Origin of the sequence: Peribacillus sp. NJ11 (assembly GCF_030348405.1) — a bacterium.
Taxonomy (GTDB): Bacteria; Bacillota; Bacilli; order Bacillales; family DSM-1321; genus Peribacillus.
This window is the reverse complement of record NZ_JAUCFO010000002.1, coordinates 71174-94000: the sequence shown is the minus strand read 5'-3', so window position 1 is coordinate 94000 and position 22827 is coordinate 71174. Positions and strand designations below refer to the sequence as shown.

19 protein-coding genes and 3 pseudogenes are annotated in these 22827 nt (G+C 36.6%); 1 reads left to right on the top strand and 21 read right to left on the bottom strand.

What is annotated here, in order from left to right; genetic code table 11:
• Window positions 1–7 precede the first annotated feature (7 nt).
• From QUF86_RS27210 to QUF86_RS27110, 21 genes and pseudogenes are all read right to left on the bottom strand, one after another.
• Window positions 8–169 carry a hypothetical protein gene (locus QUF86_RS27210; protein ID WP_289318884.1) on the bottom strand — a complete coding sequence of 54 codons (162 nt, stop codon included), beginning with the start codon at window positions 167–169 and terminating at the stop codon, window positions 8–10.
• Between the two features lie 33 nt (window positions 170–202).
• Window positions 203–536 (bottom strand): annotated as a pseudogene (gene hepT / locus QUF86_RS27205) (type VII toxin-antitoxin system HepT family RNase toxin).
• Entirely contained in the window at window positions 526–933 is a 408-nt protein-coding gene (gene mntA, locus QUF86_RS27200; protein WP_289336363.1) for a type VII toxin-antitoxin system MntA family adenylyltransferase antitoxin, read from the bottom strand. Before mntA ends, hepT begins: the two are co-directional and overlap by 11 nt.
• 405 nt (window positions 934–1338) lie before the next feature.
• Window positions 1339–1470: a hypothetical protein gene (locus QUF86_RS27195; protein ID WP_094246567.1), complete on the bottom strand. Its 132-nt coding sequence runs from the start codon at window positions 1468–1470 to the stop codon at window positions 1339–1341.
• Between the two features lie 1159 nt (window positions 1471–2629).
• A complete protein-coding gene (locus QUF86_RS27190) occupies window positions 2630–2941 on the bottom strand; it encodes an alpha-helical endospore appendage domain-containing protein (RefSeq protein ID WP_289336443.1) in 312 nt (103 codons plus the stop codon).
• 39 nt (window positions 2942–2980) lie between these two features.
• A pseudogene (locus QUF86_RS27185) lies at window positions 2981–3958 on the bottom strand (FG-GAP repeat domain-containing protein); the annotation flags it as partial.
• Window positions 3959–4562: 604 nt separating this feature from the next.
• The gene (locus tag QUF86_RS27180) at window positions 4563–5567 is read right to left on the bottom strand and encodes a sulfonate ABC transporter substrate-binding protein (protein WP_289336362.1); all 1005 of its coding nucleotides are present in this window, start codon (window positions 5565–5567) and stop codon (window positions 4563–4565) included.
• Window positions 5568–5582: 15 nt separating this feature from the next.
• Window positions 5583–6302: an ABC transporter ATP-binding protein gene (locus QUF86_RS27175; protein ID WP_289336361.1), complete on the bottom strand. Its 720-nt coding sequence runs from the start codon at window positions 6300–6302 to the stop codon at window positions 5583–5585.
• 14 nt (window positions 6303–6316) lie between these two features.
• Window positions 6317–6571 (bottom strand): annotated as a pseudogene (locus tag QUF86_RS27170) (ABC transporter permease subunit); the annotation flags it as partial.
• 529 nt (window positions 6572–7100) lie between these two features.
• Window positions 7101–7697, bottom strand: coding sequence for a GNAT family N-acetyltransferase (locus QUF86_RS27165; protein ID WP_289336360.1), 597 nt, complete (start codon window positions 7695–7697; stop codon window positions 7101–7103).
• A gap of 382 nt (window positions 7698–8079) precedes the next feature.
• Window positions 8080–8802, bottom strand: a complete 723-nt coding sequence (locus QUF86_RS27160) for an amino acid ABC transporter ATP-binding protein (RefSeq protein WP_289336359.1) — start codon at window positions 8800–8802, stop codon at window positions 8080–8082.
• A complete protein-coding gene (locus QUF86_RS27155) occupies window positions 8768–9463 on the bottom strand; it encodes an amino acid ABC transporter permease (RefSeq protein ID WP_377443855.1) in 696 nt (231 codons plus the stop codon). The genes QUF86_RS27160 and QUF86_RS27155 overlap by 35 nt, the downstream gene beginning before the upstream one ends.
• A gap of 58 nt (window positions 9464–9521) precedes the next feature.
• Entirely contained in the window at window positions 9522–10331 is an 810-nt protein-coding gene (locus tag QUF86_RS27150) for an ABC transporter substrate-binding protein (RefSeq protein WP_483313964.1), read from the bottom strand.
• A 71-nt stretch (window positions 10332–10402) separates the two neighbouring features.
• A complete protein-coding gene (locus QUF86_RS27145; RefSeq protein ID WP_483313963.1) occupies window positions 10403–11887 on the bottom strand; it encodes an amino acid permease in 1485 nt (494 codons plus the stop codon).
• A gap of 110 nt (window positions 11888–11997) precedes the next feature.
• Entirely contained in the window at window positions 11998–12954 is a 957-nt protein-coding gene (locus QUF86_RS27140) for a 2-keto-3-deoxygluconate permease (RefSeq protein WP_289336356.1), read from the bottom strand.
• A gap of 1 nt (window position 12955) precedes the next feature.
• Window positions 12956–14128: an aminotransferase A gene (locus QUF86_RS27135; protein ID WP_289336355.1), complete on the bottom strand. Its 1173-nt coding sequence runs from the start codon at window positions 14126–14128 to the stop codon at window positions 12956–12958.
• Between the two features lie 108 nt (window positions 14129–14236).
• The gene (locus tag QUF86_RS27130; protein WP_289336354.1) at window positions 14237–15895 is read right to left on the bottom strand and encodes a M20/M25/M40 family metallo-hydrolase; all 1659 of its coding nucleotides are present in this window, start codon (window positions 15893–15895) and stop codon (window positions 14237–14239) included.
• 66 nt (window positions 15896–15961) lie between these two features.
• Window positions 15962–16714, bottom strand: a complete 753-nt coding sequence (locus QUF86_RS27125) for an SDR family NAD(P)-dependent oxidoreductase (RefSeq protein WP_289336353.1) — start codon at window positions 16712–16714, stop codon at window positions 15962–15964.
• Between the two features lie 113 nt (window positions 16715–16827).
• Window positions 16828–18399 (bottom strand): aminomethyl-transferring glycine dehydrogenase subunit GcvPB, encoded by a 1572-nt coding sequence (gene gcvPB, locus QUF86_RS27120; RefSeq protein WP_289336352.1) that lies wholly within the window; start codon window positions 18397–18399, stop codon window positions 16828–16830.
• A 31-nt stretch (window positions 18400–18430) separates the two neighbouring features.
• Window positions 18431–19819, bottom strand: coding sequence for an aminomethyl-transferring glycine dehydrogenase subunit GcvPA (gcvPA, locus tag QUF86_RS27115; RefSeq protein ID WP_289336351.1), 1389 nt, complete (start codon window positions 19817–19819; stop codon window positions 18431–18433).
• 28 nt (window positions 19820–19847) lie between these two features.
• Window positions 19848–20624: an SDR family NAD(P)-dependent oxidoreductase gene (locus QUF86_RS27110; protein WP_289336350.1), complete on the bottom strand. Its 777-nt coding sequence runs from the start codon at window positions 20622–20624 to the stop codon at window positions 19848–19850.
• Window positions 20625–20896: 272 nt separating this feature from the next.
• On the opposite strand from QUF86_RS27110, the gene QUF86_RS27105 reads away from it, so the two are divergent.
• Window positions 20897–22303, top strand: a complete 1407-nt coding sequence (locus QUF86_RS27105; protein WP_289336349.1) for a sigma-54 interaction domain-containing protein — start codon at window positions 20897–20899, stop codon at window positions 22301–22303.
• Window positions 22304–22827 lie beyond the last annotated feature (524 nt).

Here is a 22827-nt window from a genome sequence, read left to right as displayed (position 1 = left end):
AATTGAATTAACATTTTACAGGAACTTTCACATATTCATATTTTTCTGGATATTGAAGTTTAAGCTTTTCGATAGCAGCTTCAGCAGCATCTTTCGTTTCAAAAACTTCATCTAACTTGATTGTTTCTTTTTTTGTATGGAGATCAAAAACTCGTATTATGTATTTCATCATAAAACCCCTTTATCATAATTTAAGGATTTGTTATGTATAGTCGATAAAATCTCCTAGATGGTTTTCAACAATTTGCTGTAAAATGTCTATATTCACCGTCTGAATCATGAACAGCCATGTTCCTGAAACCCACCATAGCCTTTAATCGTTTGACCGTATTTTCGTCAATAATTAAGAAGCATATCAAACACATCTCTGCTGGTTTGAGGCAATCCCAATTTCTGTTCAGCTACAATATGCATAGCCAAGTCAATTGACGCTTCACATGCCCTTTGAATATTGAGGTATGATCGAGTCTTGTCTTTTAGACTTCCAGCATCGTTGGCATAAACCTAATTTTGTTCAAAATGACATCATTCTTTATAAATGGTCCCACTTTCTTCTATTTTTTTTAAGATATTTTCGCGTTCCTCATTCAATTTAGCGTACATGCTAAGAGCAGTCATTTGTTGGTTTTTAAGTAGTTTGTCATCTTTTGAATAAATCACAGTTCCGGTCGTATAAATCTGTGCCTGAAAAACGGTTGATGCTGATCTTAGATTAATCAGGTCCACATCTATTTTAAGGATATCGGCCAGTTCCTGGGCCAATAAAAATAACTCATATGTAAAATGTGAAGAATCTTGACTGTAGAACGCCACATCAATGTCACTATCCTTATGTGTAGTGTTCTTCGCGTAAGAACCAAACACGATGATAAAGGAAGGATCAATTTTGCCTATTAGGAACTCTTGGATACTTTGAAACATTCCTGTTTTCATAAGACACGCTCCCTCATGATAATACGAATAGTATACCAAACATTCATTCCTATGTCTATTTATTCGTAAAATAGATATTTTACGCAAAGATTAATAATATAATTTGCCACACTCTCCTCCTCATCATAAACTAGAGCTTATGTAAAAGATGGTTTTAATTAGGCAGTAACTCTAGGACAAAAGGAAACGATCTTATATTTATAGAGATCACTTTTAATATTATATATTCTAACGAGGCGCATGGTCTTGAATATGACCTTCTTTTTCGAGTAATAAATCAATAAAGAGAACTGATGTCGATATATCAGTTCTCTAGTAAAAAAAAAATTCTATATTCTTTATTTGTTATATGAGAAGAAATTTATAGTGGAATCAAAAAAAATCAGTCCCTACTGAACCTTCCCATTATTCTTTCTTATCATTATTCTCTTGGTTATTCTTTTCTGAAATTCGTCTTTGATTGGCTTTCGTCTCAGCATTCACATGGTTTGCATCATTTGGTTTATTTTTTTTAGAACCTCTTGCATCATTACTCATATTTATTCACCTCCCGTGGCAGCTTATATACGTATGTTAGCTTACTCTTGCCTCCAAATTTTATACGCCTCACCTGGATGTAGCACATCGCTAACTAGCATTAAGACATCCCGTACAGACAGCAGACAACATTATTTCAATCACACAAAACGAGCAAAACCGTTTAGAGTCCGCTCATGTAATGATTCAAAAATATCCCAATCAAAACTTATATCCTTTCGATGTTCAAATTCAATTGCACCCTATTCACTACGTGAAAACCGAAAGAGGTCCTTATAAATGAATACAGAAGTAGTAGCGGTACAAATACTCGTTTAATCGCAGGATTTCATCACCCTTGAACCTCAGGGCAAAAGATCTATAATAAAAGGATAGTTGTAACTATCCTTTCGCCTTCACCCCTTTCAACTTTCGCGCGAGTTACCATTTCCGGACGCGCCCTATACCATATATGACGCACAACTTACGTTTTCGCGCACTTTCATTGTCACGATCTATAGGAATGGGGTTTTCAGTAATCCCTTTACATAGTTAAGATTTATATAGATTTTTAACAAAGGGTAAATCGTTCGGGACGTTCGTAAAAGTCTATGTGAGTTTAAGGGCGTTCGTAAATTGTTTTTGTACTTTGATGAACGTGAATAAGGGTTGTTTTGGGGAGGAATTCCACCGTTCGAGAAAGTCTACTTTTACGAACGATAGCAACAATGCTATACCGCCCTCGTTACAGGTTGTTTTCTGGTAAAGTGATGATTAGTACCGTAAACGTCCGTTTTTGGTGCTTATTTTTTCAGAAAATCAATTGGATATTTATGTTAAGATAGATAAGAGATTGTGAAGAAATGCACTTAAAGTAACTGGCAGGTTAGTTCAAGATAGATGCTCTAATTTTGTAATTAAAATATGCATTTAACCATAGACAAGGATACCAATCGATGGACCTGGACAATTACAATTACAGGTACAGTACTAGATAGGTACTAGCGTATCATCAACCTGGACAATTATTACTATTATTTGTGCATAATTCTGAAAAGGGTATTACACGAAAAAAATAGATTAAATAACCTTTAGTAAGACAAGAAAAGACAGCAAAAAATGCTGTCTTTTTTAAGAAATTTATTCCTTTATAGGAGGTTCAAATGCTGAAAGCGTATCTCTACTCTAATGTTGTTAATAGATCGAGAACATTTTCAAATTTGAATTCAAGCAGCATTTCCTTCTTGATCACATCACGAAGAGTTCTTTGAACACTAGAGTCGATAGCAAGAAGATTAGATATCGTAACCTCCGGAGGAGAAAGCGTTCTTCCTCCCTCTAATGTTCCTAAAACAAATTGAATCTTCTCTGCCTCAGCATTGATAATGTGAGCCAAAGCTAATTCTTCTAGGGCAATGGAGCTTAAAAGCAATGGAATCGTCCGCTCTATGGTAACAGAATTTATTGAGGATACACAGCTATTTAGTAAGATCGAGACATTATCAGTCCCGTTATTTGAAACTGCCAGATCAATTCTCCCATCGTTGTTAAAATCAGCTGCAACAATTGTCTCAGGAGCATCTCCTACCGCAAAGGTCACCTGTGCCTGAAAAGTGCCGTCTCCGTTACCTAACAGGATCGAGACATTATCATCCCCATTATTTGAAACTGCCAGATCTAAAATCCCATCCCCATTAAAGTCAGCCTGGGTGATCCCTGTCGGAGCATCTCCTACCGCAAAGGTCACCTGTGCCTGAAAAGTGCCGTCTCCGTTACCTAGCAGGATCGAGACATTATCAGTCCCATTATTTGAAACTGCCAGATCTAAAATCCCATCGTTGTTAAAATCAGCTGCAATAATTGTCTCAGGAGCATCTCCTACCGCAAAGGTCACCTGTGCCTGAAAAGTGCCGTCTCCGTTACCTAACAGGATCGAGACATTATCATCCCCATTATTTGAAACTGCCAGATCTAAAATCCCATCTCCATTAAAGTCAGCTTGGGTGATCCCTGTCGGAGCATCTCCTACCGCAAAGGTCACCTGTGCCTGGAAAGTGCCGTCTCCGTTACCTAACAGGATTGAGACATTATCATCCCCATTATTTGAAACTGCCAGATCTAAAATCCCATCGTTGTTAAAATCAGCTGCAATAATTGTCTCAGGAGCATCTCCTACCGCAAAGGTCACCTGTGCCTGAAAAGTGCCGTCTCCGTTACCTAACAGGATCGAGACATTATCATCCCCATTATTTGAAACTGCCAGATCTAAAATCCCATCTCCATTAAAGTCAGCTTGGGTAATCCCTGTCGGAGCATCTCCTACCGCAAAGGTCACCTGTGCCTGGAAAGTGCCGTCTCCGTTACCTAACAGGATTGAGACATTATCATCCCCATTATTTGAAACTGCCAGATCTAAAATCCCATCCCCATTAAAGTCAGCCTGGGTGACCCCTATGGGAGCATCCCCTACCGCAAAATTGATCGCAGATTGAAAAGATGGACAAGCCAATCTTAAAACCTCCTTTTATTATTTTTTTAAAACTGTATTTTCAACAATCTTTATTTCTAATTTAGAATATTTGAGATAATGATAGTTTGGTATGGAAACTATCAATTCCCTTAGTAATATAAAATACTTAATAAAGTCAAAATGATCAGATAGTTTTAACCCCCAAAACGACGGACGATTAATCTATATCGACTTTTACATTACACCGGGAATATTTAGAAAAGATAATATTATTCTCTCTATTTTATGTAACAAGCGTTGGGATGACTGAGTACTTGTCTTGCTGTAGAAGTACATTCTTTGTTGAAAGAGCTCTTTTATTTCATTTATGGAACACCTACGATATTAGTAGGAACGCATATGATCAATCCAATAGTCCTCTCTTCTAGCTTTCATTTTGATCAATCTTTTTTCAAAATGGATTCTTTTTATTTAACGTAAAAAACTTTATTTCAAAGCTACAAGTTGAAGAAGAAAAATCAAAAGCATTGTTTAACAGAGTCTATTTTAAAGAAGTAACAATCAAAAAAGTTCGTAAAAGTGTACTTTTACGAACGGGGGAGTGACCTTCACAACATAATTAAAAGATGTGGCTTGAACATTATTACTTTATTACTACCGATTCTGGATACCAGTCTGGATTTTTCTTTGTCACTTTTTTAATATCTATTGGATCTGGAAATAATTTTAAATCGTAAAACGTATCAGCTAAATTTTGTTGAGCTTTTACAGCTTCCTCATCAATAGATAGTACACCAAATTCTCGTCTACCATTCGCAACTTCAAGAGGCTTAGCGTCAAGTTTAAGTTCTTTTGATAAAATTGTAGCTACTTCTTTAGTGTGCGTATTCGCCCATTCATCTGACTTTTGTAATTCATCTAAGATAATTTTAATTGTATTAGGATTGTTATTTACGAACTTTTCAGAAACAAAATAAAAAGTACGGTTTTGTGTTAAGTTTTCACCATTTACAATCGTTCTTGTGCTTGTACTACTTTCTAATACAGCCAAAAATGGATCCCAGGTACCGATTACATCAATTTCCCCAGATTCAAATGCAACGCGCCCTTCTGCTGCATCTTTATAGTAAATAGGTTTTACATCATCAATACTTAGCCCTTCTTTTTCTAGGGCTTTAACAAGAAGGTAATGCATATTACCGCCCTTAGTTACCCCAATTTTCTTACCTTTAAAATCTTTTACGGTTTTAATTGGAGAATTATCTTTAACTACTAAAGCAACTCCTTTTGGGTAAGGTGTATCAGATGCTACATATACACTGGTTTTACCACTTGCTTGTGAAAAAACACCGTTGGCATCTGATGCATGTCCAAAATCGATAGCTCCAGTATTTAATCCTTCTAATAAAGCTGTCCCAATCGGAAACTCAGACCATTCGACTTTTATATTTTCTTTCTCTAACCGCTTTTCCAACGTACCTCGTGCTTTTAAAATATTTAACGTATTTCCTTTTTGATAACCAATTTTAACTACTGTTTCCTTAGCATCGCTTGACTTAGAACTACTTTCCTCTGCCCCACACGCAGCCAGCAATCCTACTAATAAAACCGTAATCAATCCATATATCCACTTTGCTTTTATTCTCATGTAATATCCTCCTAGTTATCTTTGTTCATGCATTAATTGATTCAATATAATATTTTGATAATGTATAAATTCATTATCCACATGTCTTGGTCTTGCTAACGGAACCGATATGTCTGATTCAATTCCCCCATCTTTAATGACAATGACTCGATCAGCTAAGCGTATCGCTTCACTAACGTCATGTGTCACGAGAATGGCTGTGAATTTTTCTTCATTCCATAGCTTTTCAATTAAACCTTGCATCTCTAAACGAGTAAGTGCATCTAACGCACCTAGTGGCTCATCAAAAAGTAACAATTTAGGTTTTCCAGCAAGAGCTCTTGCTAAAGATACACGTTGCTTTTGTCCTCCAGACAATACTGCTGGCCATTCTTTTTGTTTATCTACTAACCCAACAAGTGATAAAGATGTTTCTGCATTTTTTTTATTTTTATCGGTGACACCAATTTCAACATTTTCTAAAACGCTTTTCCACGGAAGCAAACGCGAATCTTGAAACATAATTCTTGTATCTGAATGTAACCCTTTCACTTGCTTTTCGTTAAATAAGATCGTTCCATTTGATGGTGTTTCTAATCCAGCAATAAGACGAAGCAGTGTACTTTTCCCACAACCACTTTTTCCAACAATCGCTACAAATTGACCAGGCTTAATGGTTAATTTAATGTCCTTTAATACCTTCAAATCTCCAAATTTTTTGTCTACATTGTTTAGTTGAATTTTGATTCCTGACATGTGAAACCCCCACATTATGCTTTTTTCTTATAAAAATTCGGATGCCACTGAAGCCATTTTTTTTCTAAAATTAACGCTAGCACATCTGATAACTTTCCTAATAACGCATATAAAATGATACTTAAAATAACGATATCCATCTGCATAAACTCACGTGCCGATGTTGCCATATAACCAATTCCTGTATCTGATGCAATTGTTTCAGCCACAATTAATGACATCCACATGATACCTAATGCATAACGTACGCCAACTAAGATTGACGGCAATAAGAAAAAGCGATCCTTCTTAAATAAGAATCGCACCTGTTAGGTTAAGAACTATGCTTTTTTATTTTTAATCTCTTCCAACAGAGAGATAACCCTTTCATTCTGCTTAATTATTGTTTGATTTTGATTTCTCATTTTTGTGAAGTCAAATAAAAATATTAATAAGATTGCTAATATAAGGAAAGCCATAATTCACCTCTATACTCTACTTTTCTCTAAATTGTACCAGTTCTTATGCAACTATCCTGCCACTTCAGTGCCATAAGAAAAGTGAGCTGCCTTAAAGACAGCTCTGAACTTCAGCTAACGTACCCGTTAGTTTAAGTGTATTAAATCACAAACTTAGCTGGTTTTGTTTAATAAGAAAGATGCGCAAAACCCATTTTCATTCATTACATGAATGCTAACCTGCCCTGTTTTCTTGAAAATATGACTGTATGGATGTGAGTATTACAGTCTCCCGGTTTATACGGCCGTACTAACGCACCTGTTTGTTGCATAAGAATATTCCATTTTTAATTTTTGTATTTTACACAAATAGATATTCACTAAAAAATTTCTTTTTAATATCAAGCCATTCATCCGAAATAATACTAAAATAAACATCGTCTCTTTTATTTCCATATTGATCTATATAATTACTACGGAAGATTCCCTCCTGTTTAGCACCAAGTTTTAAAATAGCTTTCTGAGATCTAATATTATCTATATCTGCACTTAACTGAATTCTGTTAAATTTCATATTCTCGAAAACATAGTTTAACAATTCATATTTACAAGCTTTATTTAAGCCAACTCCTTGAAAGCTAGTTCCATACCAAGTCCAGCCTATTTCCAACCTCTTATTATGGAAATTTATATTTCCAAGTCTTGTACTACCTACAACACTTTCACTTTCTTTATCAATAATAATAAATGGGTAAGACTTACCTTCTGTTCTTTCATTTAAAGTTGAATGTATATATTCATCTAACTCGTCTTTAGTACGAATAGTTACCCCCATATAAATCCAAATAGAATCATCATAAATAATATCTTTTAGAGAATCTTTGTATTCTAAAGTAAAAGGAACCAGTGATATTTTTTTGTTCTCTAAATAAATATCTTTCTGAAAAAAATCATTCAATGCTAAAGACCACCTCTACAATTTATTTCTTCCCACCCATTGGCTATATCCATATTTTAGCACGTAGTATTACTAAACTGCCCCGATAGTTGCATAAAGATAAAGCTGCCTTAAAGACAGCTCCGATCTTCAACTAACGCATCCGTTAGTTAAAAAAGAAGGAAAAATCCACTTACTTCACTATCCAGCTAATTTTGTAAACAAAAAGAGCGTTAACTCTTTTGGTTAACGCTCTAAAATCGATTTAAAATACATTAATAACGAATACATGAACCTATTAAACTACAATATATAAGATTAAGGACTCCTGTTAGTTAAGCTGCGGACCTTTGCAGTGGCCACCGTTTTAATTGGGACTATTTTTATATAAAACCAAAAGTAATTACAAGACTTGTTGTAAAAATCGACGTGTTCTTTCTTCCTTAGGTTCTGTAAAGAATATTGTTGGGGGACCTTCTTCGATAATTTTTCCATCTGCCAGCATAATTACACGGTCTGCTACTTCCCTTGCAAAGCCCATTTCATGTGTGACAATCACCATTGTCATACCATCTTTTGCAAGATTCTTCATTGTTTCAAGCACTTCACCTACAAGCTCCGGATCTAACGCAGATGTAGGTTCATCAAATAGCATGACGCTTGGCTCCATGGCTAGTGCTCTAGCAATCGCAACCCGTTGCTTTTGTCCCCCAGAAAGTTGTTCAGGATAATGATGGGCTTTGTCAGCTAAACCAACTTTATTCAATAGCTCCATCGCCTTCTCGCTTGCTTCTTGTTTACTTTTCTTTTTTATATGAACGGGTGCTTCAATCACGTTAGCCAGTACCGTCATATGTGGAAAAAGATTAAAGTGCTGAAATACCATCCCCATATCTTCTCTTACCTTGTTTAAATCGGATTTAGTAATGTCTATTACTTTTTGATTAATTTCAATTTCTCCACTATCTTTAATTTCTAAGAAATTTAAACATCTCAGCAAAGTACTTTTTCCCGAACCACTCGCTCCGATTAGCACTACAACTTCTGATTTCTTAATTTTAATAGAAATATCTCGTAACACTTCTAATTTATCAAACGTTTTGCATAAGTTTTTTACCTTGATCAAATCCGTTACCTCCTCTACTCTTACTAACATCTAATTTCTTTTCCAACTTGTTAAAGATTAGAGTGAAAATCAGAACAAGGATTAAATAATACATTCCAACAACAAAATACGTCTCGAATGGCATATAATTCTCAGCTTGTGCAGAAAGCGCGTGGTTGAATAGCTCTGTAACAGCAATGTATGCGACAAGGGAAGAATCTTTTAATCCAATAATAAACTGATTACTTAACGATGGAATGGCTCTTTTGAAAGCTTGAGGTAGAATAATACGGCGCATCGAAAGGGCATATGGCATTCCTAAGGAGCGAGCTGCCTCCATTTGTCCACGGTCAATGGATTGAATGGACCCTCGAAAAATTTCTGCTATATAAGCACCAGAGTGAATTCCTAAGGCAAGTGCACCGGCTGTGAAATCCGATAATACCAATACACTTGATATACCATAATACAAAAACATAAGCTGTACAATCAAAGGCATGCCACGTACTAGGAAAATATAGAGATCTGCAATTTTTTGTAAAATGGTAATGTTAGAGACTTTAAAAAAAGCAAAAATCAAGCCAATTACTACAGCAATCAATAAAGAAACAACGGTTAATTGTATCGTAATTAAGGTTGCTTTTAGGAATTCAATACCATGTGTTTGGAAAATAGAATATATGCTATTTATAAAATCCATAAACACTTCAGCTCCTCAGTTCAATAAAAAGGCTAGGTCTTTATTTTTCTAGTAGATTTACTCCAAACCATTTCTTACTGATTTTTTCGTAAGTACCATCTTCAACCATGGATTTAATGGCTTTATTTATTGCTTTCAAGAGTGCAGGATTATCTTTATTAACGGCGATGGCTATGTTTTCATTTTTGAGTACATTGTCTACGTCCTTGATTTTCAAATTAGCTTCTTTCATAGCTGATATACCAACAATTTTATCAGTAATGACAGCATCAACACGTCCTGGCTCAAGATCTTGAAGTGCATAAATATCGCTTGGATAGTTTTTAATATCTTTTGTATATTTTTCAGCATCTTGTTGATACGTACTTGCTTGCATAACGCCTATTCTTTTATCCGTTAAATCTTCTTTCTTTGTTATAGTATTGTTGGATGCTGCTACAAAGACTTGCGCACCAGAAATATAGTAAGGATCGGAAAAATCTACTTGTTTTGAACGCTCTTCTGTAGCCGTCATACTTCCAATGATGGCATCATATTTTTTACCTTTTAACCCTTGTATAATCGTTTCCCATGGGTTCGTTACAGGATTGGATTCTAAGCCAATACGCTTAGATATTTCTTCACCAATTTCAACATCAAAACCTACTAGTTTATTTTTCTCTTTATAATTGAGAGGTTTAAGTAAACCACTCATCGCAAACGTTAATTTACCTTCGATTACTAGCTCCATTTTTTCTCCATTGCCCTTTTGTTTCCCAGACGCTTTTGAATCATTAGAACTGCAACCACTTAATACAAGAAGTAAGAATAAACCTAAAACGACAGTTAAAGATGCTACTTTTCTCATCATAAAATACACCTCTCATTAATATAATTTTTCTTTGAATCGGATGGTTGATAGGGTAATAGAAATGTAATCGCCTACAAATCATCCCTATTAAAGTTGCATTCCTCAAGAGGCACTACCTTCGTCTTTTTTATGAACTTATAACCAAGCCATAAAATAATAAATATAGGTAAACTAATATAAGAAACGAGCATACCATACCAGTTGATGGACCCTTCAGAAACGGCTTGGCTACCCTGACCTATGATTACAACAATACATAACGCTAAAGCAAATAAAGGACCAAATGGATACCATTTTGCTTTATACGGTAATTGATTTAAATCTCTTCCTTGTCTAACATAAGCCTTGCGAAATCTGTAATGACAGATTGCAATACCAACCCATGTCAAAAATCCAGTTAAACCCGTCATATTAAGAAGCCAAATATAGACCACTCCATTTCCAACAAAAGAAGAGAGGAAAACAAGAAAGCCAAAAATGATATTTGTATAAAGAGCTATAGCAGGAACTCCTTTTGCATTTACATTCGCAAACAATTTTGGAGCTTTTCCACTTTTTGCAAGAGACCAAAGCATTCGAGTTGAAGCATATGTTGCCGAGTTACCAGCAGAGAGTACGGAAGTTAAAATAACGGCATTCATCAGTGAAGCTGCAAAAGCAAGACCTGCTTTTTGGAACACTAATGTAAAGGGACTGACTGATATATTATCTACATCTGATTTGAGAAGACTTGGATCTGTGTAGGGAATAATGAGTCCTATAACTGCAATTGCTAGTACATAGAAAATCAGTATGCGCCAGAATACACTACGGATGGCTCTTGGCACATGTTTTTCAGGATTTTCACTTTCACCAGCAGCAATCCCCACCATTTCCGTTCCTTGAAATGAGAAACCAGCTATCATGAAAATGCCTAATATGGCAAAGAACCCTCCTTTAAACGGAGCTTCACCAGTTGTAAAGTTATGAAATCCTGCTGCAGGAGTAAAAAATATCCCCAAAATCATTAACAATCCGATCACTAAAAAGATGATAATTGTAATGACTTTAATTCCTGCAAACCAAAATTCTGCTTCACCAAAGCTTTTTACAGAAAGTACATTTAAAATAAGCATGAGAGCTAAGAAGATAGCACCCCATAAAATATCTGAAGAATAAGGAAACCAGTATTTCATGACCAATGCTCCGGCAGCTAATTCTGCTGGAATAGTTGTAGACCAGCTTAGCCAATAATTCCATCCAAGCGTAAAACCGAAGGCAGGGTCGACAAAGCGTGTTCCATATGTTTCAAAAGAACCTGACGTTGGAAGCAAGGTTGCCATCTCCCCAAGGCTTGTCATGAGGAAATACACCATACAGCCAATAGCAAGATAGGCTACAAGTGCTCCTCCTGGTCCGGCTTGACTTACGGTTGCTCCACTCGCAACAAATAACCCTGTACCAATTGCGCCTCCAACTGCAATCATCGTTATATGACGAGACCGCAACCCGCGATTTAACTTACCACTCTTGGCAGCGTCTGTTATGACCTGCGAATTTAACTCCATCTTGCTCATCTCTTTACCTCCATTTCAAGTGTGATAACAATTATGCACAGCTTGAAGAACCTCTTAATCATTTTCCAAGTTTAAATGTGTATGTGATGCAACAATCTTCAGTAGGTTTCTTACACACTTAACGTTTGATCTATTTTTGAATTGACACGCTTCGCCCACCATGCCGTAATAATTGGTACTAAGATAGCCGTAATGATAGCACTTGCTGCAATGATAATTGTCGCGGAAGCAGCAACTGGTGCATAGACTGGATTGGCTGCAGCCACAATAGTTGGAACACTGGCTGCGCTTCCTGCAGTTGATGCAGCAGCTAATCCTGCTACCCCATTTCCTCCAGCTAATCGGTCCATAATAAACAGAATAGTTCCTGTAAAAAGAATGACAGATAGTCCAACTATTAATCCAATCCATCCTGCATCAATCACATCTTTAAAATTAAGACCAGACCCTAGTGCAAATGCAAAGAAAGGAACTAAGGCAGGTACAGCTTTGCTTAATAATGCACGTAAGTCTTTATCTAGATTTCCAAGAATCATGCCAATCACTAGAGGTAAAATCGCACCAATTAGTGTTTGCCATGGGATTGCAGAAAGACCTACGATGCCAAGCGTTACCATCGTTATGAATGGTCCTCCTTCTATTGTCATAATAGGATAGGCAGCAATTTCTTCTTTTTTTCCATACTGATGCATTAAGGCTAAGAATAATCCTCCATTGGTATCATTCATAGAAGCGACAATCGCTAAAACAGAAAGTCCTCCAAGAACGGATCCTTCACCAATAATTTGGAAAGCGATCCACGCAACAATAACTGAAGCTCCAACTTTTCCGATAAGAAGGGATCCTCCTCTTTTTAAGATTGTAGGAGTTGCTTTTACATCAATTGTTGATCCCACACAGACGAAAAAGATAGCAAGCATTGGTAGTACTCCATTAAAGAGTGCACCTGTATAAGAACCAAAGAAATCTCCCATTGAAGGTAGAAAGGTATGAAGAGTGACTCCTAACAAAAGAGGTACGAGCATCATGCCACCTGGTACTTTTTCTATTGTCTTTATAATTTGCATACTACTTCTCCCCTTTGGGATTTATGGAATTAACATACTGTTCAATCCGGTTCATCCCTTCTTCTAATAATTTCATATCATTTGCATAGGAGATTCGTATATATCCTTCACCAGCTTTTGAGAAAACGTCTCCCGGCACGACTGCTACTCCAGCACTTTCAAGTAGTTCTAAGGCAAATTCAGCTGACATTTTATTCGTGTGTTTTATTGATGGAAATATATAAAATGCTCCTTGTGGTTTGCTAACTTCCATACCTATAGAAAGTAAACGTTTATAGATGAAATCTCTTCTTTTTAGGTATTCATCTTTCATGGATATCGGATCATCTTTTCCATGGATAAGCGCCTCAATCGCTGCATATTGGCTAATGGAGCTTGCACATGTTGCATTATAAAGGTGAATTTTTAGCATTTCTTCGACAATATATGAGGGTGCAAAGACGAAACCGATTCTCCAACCTGTCATCGAATGGGATTTAGAAAGCCCATTTATAACAATAGTTTTGTTTCTCATTTCGGGAATAGAGGCCATAGACGTATGTTTTTTTTCATAGGTTAATTCACTGTAAATTTCATCAGAAACGATAAAAATTTCTTTATCTAACAGTAATTTAGAAATTTCATCTAGTTCTTTTTGATCTAACGTACTTCCTATTGGATTGGATGGATATGGTAGAATGATACACTTTGTTTTGTCAGACAACTTTTTATGAAGCAATTCAGCGCTTAACTTAAAATTATTTGTTGATGTATCTACATACACTGGAATAGCGCCACATAATTCTATAATCGGTGCATAACCAGGGTAAATAGGTGAGGGTAGGATCACTTCATCTCCTTCTTCTAGAATAGTTCTGAAAGTGATGTCAAGTGCTTCACTTGCACCCACCGTAACGATGACTTCGTCAACGGGCTGATAAAGTAGCTTATACTTTTGGAACATATAATCACATGCAGCTTCTCGAAGTTCCATTAATCCGGCGTTATGAGTATACGTTGTTCGATTCTCTTCAATCGCTGTTTTTCCAACAGTTTTTATATGTTTAGGAGTTGAAAAATCCGGTTGACCAATTGTAAGGTTGATAACGTCTGGGTATTGAGCTACTAAATTTGCAATTTTCCTTATCCCAGAAAATTGTATTTGTCTTACTCTTTTATTTAATAAGTACTTCATTGGTCGTTCCCTTCTTTCGGATATAAATGATTCAATATTCAGTTTTTTTACAGGGTGGCTGAAAGTCTATTTCAGCCACCCTCACATGACTTTATTGCTTGTAATCTTCTATTTTAATAAACGGAGAATCACTTCGTTTGTTATTTTCGGAACAACCTCTGTAGAGAAAGTAAGCTCCATTCTTTCATATTTCTTATGTGCATCATATCCGTATGGTCCAATGTTAATAGCAGGGACGTTAATATCTCGGATATCTTGATAATTAACAAAATGTTTCGTACCCCAACCTGGATTGTTATCACAAACCGCCTGTATCCCTTCTTCATCATCACTTAGTGCGACACAGCTCATATCACAGACATAAGGGAAGAAGTTTCTCGTTGCAATCGGATGAGAATAGGTTGGTTGGACTTGCTCAATGGCTTGCTGTAATGCATCAAGTAGGTGCTGTTCTTTTTCATTTTTCCCTGTAACATCTACGCGTGGAGAATAAAGCGACGAATAGAAAATAATAATAGCTGGGCTTTTGTCTGTCATCCAGTTCCACTCTTCTTCAACTACACGTGCTGCAAACATTCGAGTGTCTAAGCTCTTATCTAGCATTAGTTGTTCTTTAAAAGCTTTCATATGTTGGATAAATCGGTCGCCATGCTCTTTTTCAAGTAATTGCTTCATTTCTTCGTATACAATTACTCTTGTCTTCCATGGTAATTCGTTATACGTTTCACCACTTCGGGTACTAAACGTTTGGTACCTTTCTGTTAGCGTTTGTAATGCTCTATCAAAAGCGATTTCTGCTTGTTCTTTCAGTTTAATCATGACATCTTTTGGAGACCATGATTGAATGAAGAAATTATAATAAGCATACGCTGAAAGAGCCGTTTGGATAGTATAGGTCGGTTTCAAATCCATTTGCTTTAATGAGACGGGTGGTGCCGGAAATTCACCTAGTGAGTCATCCACTAAATCGGGATTATAGCTGATTTGTCGGGTTAACTCAGCCGCAATATAGTTCGGATCGAGCCCTTCAAAGGAAGAACCAGCGTGTGTTTCTGCGCCTGTAATGAAAAAAGCAGGGAGGAGTTTTCCGATGGAACCTTTATAAATATAACGATTTTCATCTCCTTCATAGCGAGGAGCAACAAAATCGGAATTAATAAGTGCAACGTAATCAAATTGATGTTCTTCACGTAACTTCTTTAAATCTTTTAATCCTGATAAAACGCCGTGCGAGCTATCTTCTTCGTCACATTCAGCAAATAATAATAGATTTCCAGATAGTTCTTCTGGATGTTCAGAGTAGTATTTTAGTAAATAAAGATGGCTTGCTACACCAGCTTTCATATCGACGGTACCACGACCAAAATGCCAGTCACCCGATTCTAGTTGATTCCTTACCAAGTCTGGTAAAGGTTCATCGTGTAAGGCTTTCATTAATTCTTCAGGGAAACAAGCCTTATCTTTTAAATGACTGAAGTCATCGATACCAACCGTATCTGTATGACCCATGAGAATGACTGTTTTATCGTTTTTCGTTTTTGTTCCTTTTACAAATGCCAACACATTATAACGTTCTATCTCATCATTTTCTGTTTGAGAAAGCAGTAGATAAGAAGGATTTTGTTTGAAATAAGGAAAAGAAGCAATTTTGTTATATAAAAAGTTTGAAATGGCAATTTCCCCAGTAGTGTTAACAATACTTTCAACGGCTACTAATTCATTTGTAAACTTTAATACTTCTTCACGACATGCAAATGACGAAATCATTTCCCAGCACCCCTTTAAAAAAATTCATCTTTGTAAAGGTTTTTTCTTTTATTAAATTCCAAGCTATTAAGCTAGTTCTCCGCCATCAATTGGAATATGCTGACCCGTTATGTAGGCTGCTTCTTGAGATGCGAGAAAGACATATAAGTTAGCTATTTCTTCAGGCTGTGCATGCCGTTTTAATGGTATTTTTTCATCTGTTTGTTTCAGCATTTCAGGTGTATATTCCGCCATTTGCATAGGTGTAAGTACATAACCTGGGCAAATAGTGTTCACACGAATCGTTGGAGCAAGTTCCAGTGCCATTGTTCGAGCCAATAGATTAACGCCTGCTTTAGAGGCATTGTAGTCAGCGTAATAGGGATGACCTACCAGCCCATTTGTTGAAGCTGTCATAAGAATGACGCCTTCTCCTTGAGCTAGCATTCGTTTCGCAGCTTCTTGAGCCGTATAAAAAATACCATCTAGATTAATACCAAGTACTTTTCTCCATTGCTCTGGTGTAATATCGATAAAATTAGCTCTGACACTGATACCAGCGTTAGCAATCAAAATATCTACTCCGTTGGTCAATGAATCTATCTCTTCAAATGCTTGTTTAACTTCAATCGGGTTACTTACATCAGCGATGACACCATGTGCAATCGATGGATATTCCCGAAGCGTGTTAGAAAGTTGTTCTTCATTACGGTCTAAAATGGTAACGATTGAGCCCTCTTGAACAAATCGCATGGCAGTAGCTAATCCAATGCCACTTGCTCCGCCAGTAATGACTACTCGTTTTTCGCGTAGACTGTCTGAATATCTCCCATTATTCAACTCATTAACCCCCTTATCTATTTCATTTTGAAATCAAAACGTAGAATGAATCTCTCATTAGAAAGTAAGAGAAGGAGGCAAGTAAACCGAAGTTTGCTTGCCTTACTCACTTTCTAAATCAATTCAGATACCATCGATTTTTTTAGATAAGATCGCCACGTAATACACCATTTTTCTGGATTATCTAGATAATCATGTTCATCTAATTTGTGAATGGTGCTGTTATATGGAGCATTTTGAACGATTTCAGGATTTTCATAGGCTTCATTTGATATTTGTTCAAGTGCTGCAATATATTCGTCTAAATCTGCCTTTGAATAGGATTCCGTTGGTTCAAGAGTAAACGGCTGAGGTACAATGTACGGGTGATGGCTGGTCCAATAATGAAGACCGAAGTCTGTCATTCGTCTTTGGACATCTTCTGTTGTGACTCCTGTTTCCTGTGTCATCTGTTCCCAACTATAGCGAACCTGTTCAAGACGCTGACCCTTTACGTATGGTGCACTGGCGCCACGAACCTTTTGAATCTTGTGGTATAGATAGTTATTATTAAGAACCGCCGTTTGAGCCACTTCTTTTAAACCTTCTGATCCTAATGCTCGAATCCAAGCATAGGAACGTAGAATCGTTTGAGCTACACCGTGAAATGCACGTACTTTTCCAATGGAATGTGTAAGATTTTCATTCAAATGATATTGCTCTCCATCAAACTCAACAATTGGTCCAGGCAAGAATTCTTTGAGCCTACCAACTACTCCAAGTGCCCCAGTTGCAGGCCCACCGCACATATGTGGAGCAGCGAAGGTTTTGTGAAGATTAAAGAAGCACATATCAAATCCGGCTTCTTTAGCTCGAGTAATACCTAGGAGACCATTGGCATTCGCTTGATCGTAATAACAAATGCCACCTGCTTCACGAACAATTTTGGTGAATTCTTTAATTTTAGGATTGAAGATGCCTGTGTCTTCTGGATTCGCAACAACAAAACCAGCTGTTCTCTCGGACACAACAGCTTTTAATTTTTCAATATCAGGGAATCCATCTTCATCGGGATGGAGTGTAATGATCTTATATCCTTTTACGGCTGCTGTGGCAGCTTGTGAAGGATGGGAGAAAATCGTTGTGATGATTTCATCACGTTGCTGATCTTCTCCTCTAGATTCATGATATTTTCGAACAATGGACGCCATTGCGAACAAGGCTTGGGTTCCAGAACTTGGCTGAAAAGAGAAATTGTCCATTCCAGATATTTCTCTCATACATACATCCAGCTTATAAATGATTTCTAGCATACCTTGAACCGTGCTTTCATTTTGCAGAGGATGCAATGCCATCATTTTAGGATTCCGTATTAAAAGCTCGTTAATTTTCGGGATATATTTCATCGTACAAGTACCTTGACCGATTTCTACATTGAAATCCGAACCTAATGTTTCTTGCGAAAGTCGCACATAATGTCTCAATACACGTGCTTGGCTTATTTCAGGAAGATTAGGCTTTTCTGTTCTATACATTGTGGCTGGAATGGACGAAACACCATTTCCAACTTCTGAAACAATCGTTTGGTTAGCTGATGGAACTTCAACACCTACTTCTCCTGGTTGATGAAGTTCGAAAATAATTGGTTCATTCCATTTCGCTTGATGAAAGTCACGAACTTTATTGTTTCTCTGTATTATTTTCATGCGTTAGAATCTCCTCTCCTCAATATGCGTTTTAGTTTTTCACTATTTCCTCTAGAGCAGTAATTAGTTGATCAATGTCTTCTTGACTATGAATTTCTGTCACACAGTAGAGTGCGGCTTGACCGTACTCAGGAAATTCTGTAGAAAGATCCTTGCCTCCGAAAATCTTTCTCTCTTGCAATCTTTCATTAATGGTTTCCACAGAAAGATTCGTCTCATTAAAATCAACGATAAATTCTTTAAAGAAAGGTGAATTTAATCTTGACCCTTTTACGCCAGGAATTTTATTCAGCTTTTTGACGGCATATTGGCTATTTTGCATAATGGTTTGCCCTAGGTCATACATTCCATTTGGGCCTAATAAAGATAAATAAACACCTGCTGTAATACCCCATAAAGCTGTTTGCGTACCAACCGATTCCTTGCCTTTTTCCCTTAAAGCGAAAGATGTTCGGTCATATGCTACATCACCGAATCCATATTCCCCTTTTTTCACTGTAGGTACGATACCAAATAGACGTGAAGGAAATTCATTAACGAATTTTTCTTCGTTTCTCGTTGCGATGAATCCAGCCTGACCACCACTGTAGTTCATGTGCATGCCAAGTGGCTGAAGATCACCACAAACGATATCTGCTCCATAACGACTTGGAGGAGTGAGCACCCCTAGAGAAATGGGATCAACGCCAACTACTATAAGTACGCCATGTTCTCTAGCAATCTCGGAAATTTCAGTCCCTTGCGATTCAATAAAGCCTAAATAGGAAGGGTTCTCAAAATAGATGGCTGCTATGTCATCGGAAATTTGGTTCTTTAAATCGTCTAGATTTAGAAGACCTGTATCTTTGTCATTACCAATCACACCAAATTCAAGTTCAGGCGTACCATAATTGATGATAATTTTCTCTCTTTCAGGAGAGACTGTTTTTGCTAAAAGAACTTTCTTTCTGCCTGTTATACGCCCCGCCATTCTTAGAGAGGTAGCTGCAGCTTGCCCCCAGTCAAATGTAGGAACATTTACAACATCCATATCTACAAGTTCTGCTAATAAACTTTGATATTCAAATAATGCTTGATATCGACCATGGTCTTCATACGGTTCTCCAGCATATGCCGTTAAAAATTCTGATCTTTGATTGATTTCATCACATACAGCAGGTACAAAATGCTGCCAGCAGCCAGCTCCTAAGAAGTTTAAATACTCATTAGCACTGACATTTTTATTTAATAACCGATCAATATGTCGGCGAAGTTCATGTTCTGTTAAGGCTTTCGGTATATTCATTTCTCCTTGGAAGAGAAGTTCTTCAGGAATACATGAATACAACTCCATTGTTGACTCAACGCCAATCTCTTTTAACATTTCCTCTTTTACCTCTGGCACCATATTAGGTATGTAAGGATGTACTTTCTTTGCCATAGTAATACCTCCTAGTAAATTTAAATAATTAAGCTAAACCGCCACCATCAATAACTAGCTCTGTACCTGTCATCCAACTGGATAAATCGCTTGCCAAGAACAAGACGCCTTTTGCAATATCACGAGGAGTTCCTAGTCTTGCAAGTGGGCGATCTATTGCCGAACCTTTAAGAAATACGCTTTCCTCTACTTGTAATTGTTTTGCCTCATCTCGTAATAACGGTGTATCTGTATCTCCTGGGCATATACAATTGACACGAATATTTTGTGGACCATGATCGATTGCCATTGCTTTTGTCAGATTAACTACACCAGCTTTTGCAGCACAATATGCTGCGGCTTTATCTCCACCTTTTAATCCCCAACCTGAACCTGTATTGATAATACTTCCACCATCATGACAAGCCATAATAGGAATAATATATTTAGATAAGAGATACACACCTTTTAATGAAACATTTAGAACTGCATCCCATTCATTTTCTTCTAAATCAACTACGGTTTTGCGTTTTATGATGCCAGCATTATTAAAAAGTACGTTAACGTTCCCGTATTCACGATTAATTTGTTCACTTACATGCTGACAATCTAAAGCGTTTGTTACATCACATTTTAAAAAGTTTACGTTAAAGCCTTTGTCTCTCAGATTTTGTGAAGCTAGGTTCCCCTTCTCTTTATCAATATCTAAAAGAATAACGTTAGATCCTACTTCGGCTAAAAGCTCTGCTGTGGCATAGCCTATCCCAGATGCTGCCCCAGTAACTATTGAGACTTTATCTTTTAATTGAATATAGTCTTTTTCCATATAATAACCTCCTTAAGGTGTGTTGATATTTTATAATGCAATTAATATGCCAACTTAATAGAATTGATAAATCAACAAACTTTAGTAATTAAAGTGATTAAATTTGACATTTTTGTCAAAAATATAAAAAAATTGACAAAAAGTATTTTATTTACTTATAAATTTTATTTACTTATACTTGTAAAAATACAAGTAGCTATCAGGCGACTTCTCTTTTTATAACTTGAACTTTAGTAAACTACTATATTTTTGATAAAAGGGAGGATTTTCTATTGTCTTCAATCACTGTGGTCAGTAAAACGATACAAACTTTTGCAGACCTTTTACAAATTGAAATCGCTTACTTTGATCCGAATGGTGTATTAACGGTATCAACAGAAGAGTATAAGCTTAAAAAAGGAAATCGTGTTCATTTACCTTTTTTTCAAAAACAATTTGAGTATCCCGATAACTTTGTAAAAAAACCAGGCCATATGAGTATTTGTCTTGGTTGTCATTTTCAGAAAAAGTGCCCTTCAACAGCTGAAATTGTGCTTAGCATAGTGCGGCATGGCAAGCATTACGGCTATCTATCTTTTGTGAGTTTTTCTCAAGATGGTCAAGAGAAACTGATAGATCGACAAAAGGAGTATAGCTATTGGATGTCACAATTAAGCGATATTATTGTGGGGATTCTACAAGTCATAGATAATTTCGAGAGCATATTCCCGCCAAAAAAAGAAAAAACAGAGTACATACTTGGTAGTAGCTATAAGTTGGAAAAATTAAAGGAAAATATTAAAAATATCAAAAATAGTTCTTCTTCCATTTTTATAACAGGGGAAACGGGAACAGGAAAAAGCTTATTAGCAAAGCTTATTCATGAGCAGAGTATGTTTCGAAAAGGTGATTTTGTTGAAATAAATTGTTCTAGCATTCCTGAAACATTATTTGAAAGTGAATTGTTTGGTTATGAAGAAGGAGCGTTTACAGGGGCAAGAAAAAAAGGCAAGCCAGGATTTTTTGAGTTGGCTGATAGAGGCACTCTTTTTTTAGACGAAATGGGAGACCTTCCAATTCATCTGCAACCAAAGCTTTTAAAAGTGCTGCAAGATGGAATGGTACGCAGAATTGGTGGAACTCATTCGAAGAAAGTCAATGTACGAATCATTGCAGCAACGAATCAGCCGTTAGATAAATTAATAGATTCTAAACAGTTCCGTTCAGATCTTTATTATAGGCTCAATGTTATTCCATTCCATTTACCACCATTACGGGAACGAAAAGAGGATTTAGAGGATTTACTTGAAATCTTAATGGACAAATTACAAATGCGAACCGGGAAATTCATTCAAACGTACAATAAGGACTTTTTGAAGAGACTAAAACAATATCATTGGCCTGGAAATATACGCGAGTTAGAAAACGTTATTGAATATAGCATGAATATGGAGAGGAGCATGGAACTGACTGCATCATCATTGCCTGATTTTTTATGTGATTTAAATGCAAATATTCAACCTATTCAAAGAGAACAAGCTGTTTTAAAGGAATCAGAAAAAGATGTTATTAAGCAAAAGCTAGCTCAATATGGTTATGATTATGTAGGGAAGATGCAAGCAGCTAAAGATTTAGGGCTTAGTGTTAGAACCTTATATCGAAAGATAGAAAAATTAGGAATAGCTATTCCGGTTAAATAATTCTAGTGAAAATTGGGATCTAAAAGAAGAATCATTGGAGTTTTTCTCAGTAAATTCGAGAATCTCTTCACGTAAATACTCCAAATAAGCCTAAGCTCGCTTCTGTCCCCTGCGCCCTCATCTGCAACTATTGTTTCCGGCTGTAGCTCTAGTGATGGGCGCTGGGAGAAATTGAAAGAGGAGTAAGGTCAGTTGTCACTTTAGGTGATAATTTGCACGTAAAAGAATCAACTGTAGGGGTTGATCAAAAGGTCCTCCTGAACCCCCATATTAGCGTAAATGAAAAGAATCCTTTTTGGAAAAAATGATCAAAATGGATTCTTTTCTAGTGATTTAGTATACGGTTTTTATAAAATAGTTTGATTATTTTTAGTGACCCTTATAGAACTAACGCACCCGTTAGCCATCCATGAATCGCAAAAATCGGCGATTCACCACAAAGAATGAAAATGGTTAGGAAGTGTCAATACTGATACTGACCTTAATCCAGTCAACCCTAATCCATAGACTAATTAATTAACGCT

Coding starts and splice junctions, on each gene's coding strand:
- QUF86_RS27195 (WP_094246567.1), bottom strand. CDS start 1,470: ATGAGTAATGATGCAAGAGGTTCTAAAAAAAATAAACCAAATGATGCA.
- gcvPB (WP_289336352.1), bottom strand. CDS start 18,399: ATGAAAATAATACAGAGAAACAATAAAGTTCGTGACTTTCATCAAGCG.
- QUF86_RS27130 (WP_289336354.1), bottom strand. CDS start 15,895: ATGATTTCGTCATTTGCATGTCGTGAAGAAGTATTAAAGTTTACAAAT.
- QUF86_RS27210 (WP_289318884.1), bottom strand. CDS start 169: ATGAAATACATAATACGAGTTTTTGATCTCCATACAAAAAAAGAAACA.
- QUF86_RS27110 (WP_289336350.1), bottom strand. CDS start 20,624: ATGGAAAAAGACTATATTCAATTAAAAGATAAAGTCTCAATAGTTACT.
- gcvPA (WP_289336351.1), bottom strand. CDS start 19,819: ATGGCAAAGAAAGTACATCCTTACATACCTAATATGGTGCCAGAGGTA.
- QUF86_RS27175 (WP_289336361.1), bottom strand. CDS start 6,302: ATGTCAGGAATCAAAATTCAACTAAACAATGTAGACAAAAAATTTGGA.
- QUF86_RS27135 (WP_289336355.1), bottom strand. CDS start 14,128: ATGAAGTACTTATTAAATAAAAGAGTAAGACAAATACAATTTTCTGGG.
- QUF86_RS27180 (WP_289336362.1), bottom strand. CDS start 5,567: ATGAGAATAAAAGCAAAGTGGATATATGGATTGATTACGGTTTTATTA.
- QUF86_RS27140 (WP_289336356.1), bottom strand. CDS start 12,954: ATGCAAATTATAAAGACAATAGAAAAAGTACCAGGTGGCATGATGCTC.
- QUF86_RS27145 (WP_483313963.1), bottom strand. CDS start 11,887: ATGAGCAAGATGGAGTTAAATTCGCAGGTCATAACAGACGCTGCCAAG.
- QUF86_RS27150 (WP_483313964.1), bottom strand. CDS start 10,331: ATGATGAGAAAAGTAGCATCTTTAACTGTCGTTTTAGGTTTATTCTTA.
- mntA (WP_289336363.1), bottom strand. CDS start 933: ATGAAAACAGGAATGTTTCAAAGTATCCAAGAGTTCCTAATAGGCAAA.